This window comes from Streptomyces sp. NPDC003691 (assembly GCF_053981115.1).
This window is the reverse complement of sequence record NZ_JBSFNQ010000181.1, coordinates 1-5,709: the sequence shown is the minus strand read 5'-3', so window position 1 is coordinate 5,709 and position 5,709 is coordinate 1. Positions and strand designations below refer to the sequence as shown.

Here is a 5,709-nt window from a genome sequence, read left to right as displayed (position 1 = left end):
ACGGGCCGACGACCAGGTGAAGGTCCGCGGCTTCCGTATCGAGCCGGGTGAGGTCGAAGCCGTACTCCGCACCCATCCCGAAGTTGCCCGGGCCGCAGTCGTCGCCCGCGAGGACACCCCGGGAGACCGCCGCCTCGTCGCCTACCTCGTCCCGACGGACAACGAGGGAACGGAGGAGATCACCGGCGTACGGGACTTCCTCGCCCAGCGGCTCCCCGCACATCTGGTGCCCTCCGCCGTGGTCACCCTGACCACCCTCCCCCTGACCGGCAATGGCAAGCTCGACCGCAGGGCACTCCCCGCCCCCGACTACGCAGGCCTGACCGGAGCCGCGCGTCCGGCCGGGCGGCGGAATCTCGCCACCAGCCTGGAGACCCTGGTGGGCGAGGTCTTCGCCGAAACCCTCGGCATCCCGGAAGTCGGCGTCGACGACGACTTCTTCGAACTCGGCGGCCACTCACTGCTGGCGGTCACCCTCGTCACCCGGCTGGCGGAGAAGGGCGTCAACACCTCCGTCCGCAATGTGTTCGCCGCCCCCACCGTCGAGGGCATCGTCAGCGGACTGAGCCTCGCCTCCCTCAGCGACTCCCTCGGCCGGGTCCTGCCGATCCGGACCGAAGGAGACCGGCCCCCGTTCTTCCTGATCCACCCGGCGTCCGGGCTGAGCTGGTGCTACCGCCCCCTCGCCCGCTTCGTACCCGAAGGCATCCCGCTCTACGGCCTCCAGGCCGCGGGCATCGACGGCACGGGCACCCCGGCGGCGAGCATCGGAGAACTGGCGACGGAGTACGTCGAGCAGATCCGCGCCGTCCAGCCCACCGGCCCCTACCACCTCCTGGGCTTCTCCTTCGGCGGCATCCCCGTCCACGAGATCGCCGTCCAGCTCCGGGCCGCCGGAGAGACCGTCGCGGCGCTCGTCGTCCTGGACGCCTACCCGACCCGCGGTACCGGCGACGAAACCGTCCGGCCCCGCGAGGCCGGAGCACCCGAGGGGGGCGCCGCCCCCGCCGGACATCCCGTGCCCGCCGGACTTCCCGCTCCCGCCGGACATCCCGCTCCCGGCGGACGGCCCGTACCCGCCGCCCCCGCCGGGGAGGAAGCCCCCCGCGGGCCGCGTCCGGACGGTCCCCCGTCCCCGCCCTCGCCGGAGGACGCCCTCCGGCAGACCGCCGCCCGGTTCCGGGAAGAGGTGGGGGAGGTCATCGACGGAATCTCCGACGAGGAACTGCTTCTGATGGCGGAGATCTTCCGCAACAACACCGCCCTCCGGAAATCCCACCGGCCCGGCGTGTACGACGGCGACATGCTCCTCCTCGTCGCCGAGCACCGGGAGGCCGACAACCCGCCCGACGGCACCCTCTGGGAGCCCTACGTCGGCGGGGCGATCTCCGAGGTCGGCCTGCCCTGCCGGCACACCGACCTGATGCTCCCGGAGATGCTCGGCCGGGCCTGGGAGGCCATCGCCGCCTGGATGGCGGACCGGAACGGATGAGTACCGGAGCAGCGCGGGCCCGTAGCACCCGGGGGGTACGGGCCCGTAGCACCGGAACAGCACGGGCTGCACCGCCCCGTCAGCCCGACGGCACCAGCGCCGGAAGGGACACCGTGACGGAGAGCCCGCCGCCGGGGTTGGCCACGGCACGCACACTGCCGCCGTGGGCGCCCGCGATCGCCGCCACGATGGACAGCCCCAGGCCCGCCCCCTCGGAGGAACCCGTACGGTCCGCATGCAGCCGCCGGAACGGCTCGAACAGCTCGCCGACCTGCTCCGGCGGCACCTCGGGACCCGTATTGCTCACCACCAGACCCTCGTCCGGCGAGAGGTCGACCCGGATATGCCCGTGGTCGTCGTTGTGCCGGATCGCGTTCTGCACCAGATTGGCGATCAGACGGGTCACCAGCACCTCGTCGCCCGCGACCGTCACCGGCCGCGTGGTGGCCCCGACCGTGATACCGCGGCGCTCGGCGAACGGCAGATGCTCCCCGATGACCTGGTCGACCACGACGGCCAGGTCCACCGGGGACCGGACCGTCAGTTCCTGCTCGCCCTGGGCGAGTACCAGCAAACCCTCGATCAGCCGCTCCGACCGCTCGGTGGCCCGCAGCAGCTCGTCGCGGATCCGGGCCACCCGCTCCGGCGACGGATCCGCCAGACCGATCTCCATCGCCGTGCGCTGTATGGCGAGCGGAGTACGCAGCTCATGGGAGGCGTTGGCGACGAAACGCCGCTGGCCGGCCACCGAATGCTCCAGCCGGTCCAGCATCGCGTCGAAGGTGTCGGCAAGATCCTTCAGCTCGTCCTGCGGGCCCGTCAGCGCGATGCGTTCGTGCAGGGTGGACAGGGACAGCCGGCGCGCGGTGGCCGTGACCCGCTGGAGCGGGCGCAGCAGCCGTCCCGTGAGCCACCAGCACACCAGAAACGCCAACACCATGATCACCGCGATGGCGATCAGACTGGTGGCGAGCTGGGTGCTGGCCAGATCGTGCTGGAGCTGCGCCTTCCCCTCCCGGTCGAGGACGGTATGCGGACCGGGCGGGGAGGAAGCCGCCGTGGCGGTCGCGGCGGGCCGGTACGGCACCGAGGAACAGGGCGACTCCGGCGGCCTCATCCCACAGGGGATCCCGGCGACCGAGCCGGGTTTGACGAAGCGGTCGACCTTGCCGTCGACGATCCCCTTCTGCAACCGGAGCGCGGTGATCAGGACCGCCAGGGTGATGACCGTGAACACACCGCCGTAGAGGAGCGTCATCCGGGCCCGCACCGAGCCGCTCAGCGGCGCCAGGGCGCGCCGTCCCGACCTCCGTACCGCCGTCGTCCTCCGCACCCGCCTCACAGCCGGTACCCGCTTCCCGGCACCGTGACGATGACGGGCGGATCGCCCAGTTTGGCCCGGAGCTTGCTCATGGTGACCTTGACGACCGTGGTGAACGGGTCGGTGTGCTCGTCCCACGCCCGTTCCAGCAGCTCCTCGGTGCTGACGACCGTGCCGCGGGCCCGCATCAGGACCTCCAGCACCGCGTACTCCTTCCGGGACAGCGGTACGTAGTGACCATCGCGGAACGCCTGCCTCCGGCCGGTGTCCAGGGTGATGTCCCCGCGCTCCAGCACCGGCGGCAGCGGCGGCCCGGAACGGCGCGCCAGCGCGTTGATCCGGGCCACCAGCTCGTTGAAAGCGAACGGTTTGGCGAGATAGTCGTCCGCGCCCAGATTCAGCCCGGCGACCCGGTCGTGGACCGTACCGGACGCGGTCAGCATCAGAATGCGGACCCGGCCCCCCTGCTGCGCCAGCTCCCGGCAGATGTCGTCGCCGTGGACCTGAGGCAGATCGCGGTCGAGCACCAGAACGTCGTAGTCGTTGACCGCGAGACGCTCCAGCGCGGCGGCGCCGTCGTAGGCGACGTCGACCGCCATCGCCTCCTTGCGCAGCCCCTCCGCCACCAGATCCGCCAGGAAACGCTCGTCCTCGGCCACCAGAATTCGCATGCGGACATTGCCCCAGATCTACGGTAAGGGGGTGGTTAACGCTTCCGGTCACCTCGGCGAAACCCCTGGTCGCGCAGGATCGGGTCCGAGGGAACCACTCCGGGGCCGGACGCCGGCCGGAGGACCGGCCGGCGTCCGCACGGGGCAGCGGAGCGCCGGGGTCAGCCGGCGGCGTCCGGCGAACCGCCGCCCGTGAGCGACAGCAGCAGGTCGTTGAGGCGGCCGACGAACGCGGTCGGCTCCTCGATCCGGGCGCCGGCGGTCAGCACCGACTGGTCGAACAGGATGTGCGCCCACTCGCCCAGACGGGGGTCGTCCCGGTCCTCGTTGAGCCGCAGTACCAGGGGGTGCCCGGGGTTGATCTCCAGGATCGGCCGGTTCGGCAGCCCCGAACCGCGCAGCCGCTGCACGGTGGTGAAGTCGGTCTCCACCCCGTCGGCGACGATACAGGCGGGGGAGGTGGTCAGCCGGCTGGTGACCCGGACGTCGAACGCCTTGCCCGACAGATGCTCCTTGAGCAGGCCGAGGAGGTCCGCGTAGTCGGAGTCCGCCCGGTCGGCGGCCTCCTTCTCGGCCTCGTCCGTGAGAGTGCCGAAGTCCGGCGGCCCCTGGGCGACGGACTGGAGCCGCTTTCCCCGGTACTCGTGGAGCGGACCGGAGACGACGAAACCGTCGACGGCCTCGCCCAGCAGCAGCACCTCGATGTCCTTGGCCCGGTACGCCTCCAGATGGGGGCTGGCCGCGGCCGAACCCCGACCCGGCGCCAGCAGATAGTAGATCTTCTCCTGACCGTCCTTCATCCGGTCGACGTAGTCGGCCAGCGAGACATCGGCGTCCTGGGTCGCCGAACGGGTGGAGGTGAAGCGCAGCAGCTCGGTCAGGTCCTCCCGGTGCGCGGGATCGTCCGCGACCCCCTGCTTCAGCACACCCCCGAACTCCTTCCAGAAGTCCGCGTACTTCGCGGGCTCGCCGTCCGCCAGCTGCGACAGGAGCTTGAGTACCCGCTTGACCGCGCTGGACCGGATGTGGTCGACCGCGTGGCTGCTCTGGAGGATCTCCCGGGAGACGTTCAGCGGCAGATCCGCCGAGTCGACGACGCCGCGGACGAACCGCAGATAGTCGGGGAGGAGCTGCCCGGTGTCCTCCAGGATGAACACCCGCCGGACATGGAGCCGCACACCCCCGCGGGCCTGCGGGAGGAACAGATCGTGCGGTGCCCGGGACGGCACGTACAGCAGGAGCGTGTACTCGTACCGCCCCTCCACCTTCGTATGGACGTAGGCCAGCGGATCGGAGTATTCGTGCGTGAGGTGCCGGTAGTACGTGTGGTAGTCCTGCTCGGCCAGTTCGCTCTTGGGCCGGGTCCAGAGCGCCGATGCCTGGTTGACCGGGTTCTCGTCGTCCCCCAGGACGATCGGCTGGGTGATGTGGTCCGAGTACCGCTGGACGATCGAACGCAGCCGGTACTCGCTGAGCAGTTCGTCCTCGCCGTCCCGCAGCTCCAGCACGATCGTGGTGCCGTGGTCGGCACGCTCGACCTGCTCGAGGGCGTACTCCCCCTTGCCGTCGGAGGACCAGCGGACTCCCTCGGACGCGGGCCGCCCGGCCCGACGGGTGGTCAGCACCACCCGCTCGGCGACGACGAAAGCCGAGTAGAAGCCGACCCCGAACTGGCCGATCAGCTCCGCGTCACGGCGCTGGTCACCGGTGAGGGAACGGAGGAACTCGGCGGTACCCGAACGGGCGATGGTGCCGATGTTGTCGATCACCTCCTGCCGGCTCATCCCGATGCCGTTGTCGGCGATGGTGACCGTCCCCGCGTCCTTGTCGAACGAGATACGGATCCGCGGCGCGTCGTCCGGTGCGGAGTCCGCCGGTGCGTCCGCCGGTGCGTCCCCGGTCTCATCGGGGCGGCTGTACCGCTCGAAACGGAGCCGGTCGATCGCGTCGGACGCATTCGAGATCAGCTCACGGAGGAAGATTTCCTTGTTGCTGTAGAGCGAATGGGCCATGAGCTCGAGGATCTGAGCCGCTTCGGCCTGAAAGCTGCGCATTTCCGTGTCCGCCGGTTACCAGGAGCGCCACCCCTTTGAAGGCGATCGCCACGGCCATCATCCGGTCGGCGTCGTTGGCCTCGGCCTGGGTGATGGAGAAGGGCGAGTTGTCGAGGGACTCCGCCACCCCGCGGACATGCACCGAGACACCGATCGCGAAGAGGTCGACGA

General features: G+C 70.7%; 5 protein-coding genes. 1 reads left to right on the top strand and 4 read right to left on the bottom strand.

Features of this window, described 5'->3' with window-relative positions; genetic code table 11:
* Positions 1 to 1,492, top strand: a 1,492-nt coding sequence (locus ACWDR0_RS34375; protein WP_456355764.1) for a thioesterase domain-containing protein, incomplete at its 5' end; no start/stop codon positions are given.
* A gap of 79 nt (positions 1,493 to 1,571) precedes the next feature.
* Here the strand turns inward: ACWDR0_RS34375 and ACWDR0_RS34370 are convergent.
* From ACWDR0_RS34370 to ACWDR0_RS34355, 4 genes are all read right to left on the bottom strand, one after another.
* Positions 1,572 to 2,825, bottom strand: a complete 1,254-nt coding sequence (locus tag ACWDR0_RS34370; protein ID WP_456355763.1) for a sensor histidine kinase — start codon at positions 2,823 to 2,825, stop codon at positions 1,572 to 1,574.
* Positions 2,826 to 2,830: 5 nt separating this feature from the next.
* Positions 2,831 to 3,484 carry a response regulator transcription factor gene (locus ACWDR0_RS34365; RefSeq protein ID WP_456355762.1) on the bottom strand — a complete coding sequence of 218 codons (654 nt, stop codon included), beginning with the start codon at positions 3,482 to 3,484 and terminating at the stop codon, positions 2,831 to 2,833.
* A 161-nt stretch (positions 3,485 to 3,645) separates the two neighbouring features.
* Positions 3,646 to 5,496 (bottom strand): molecular chaperone HtpG, encoded by a 1,851-nt coding sequence (htpG, locus tag ACWDR0_RS34360; protein ID WP_456355761.1) that lies wholly within the window; start codon positions 5,494 to 5,496, stop codon positions 3,646 to 3,648.
* Positions 5,453 to 5,709, bottom strand: a 257-nt coding sequence (locus ACWDR0_RS34355) for a hypothetical protein (RefSeq protein WP_456355760.1), incomplete at its 5' end; no start/stop codon positions are given. The genes ACWDR0_RS34355 and htpG, both read right to left, overlap by 44 nt.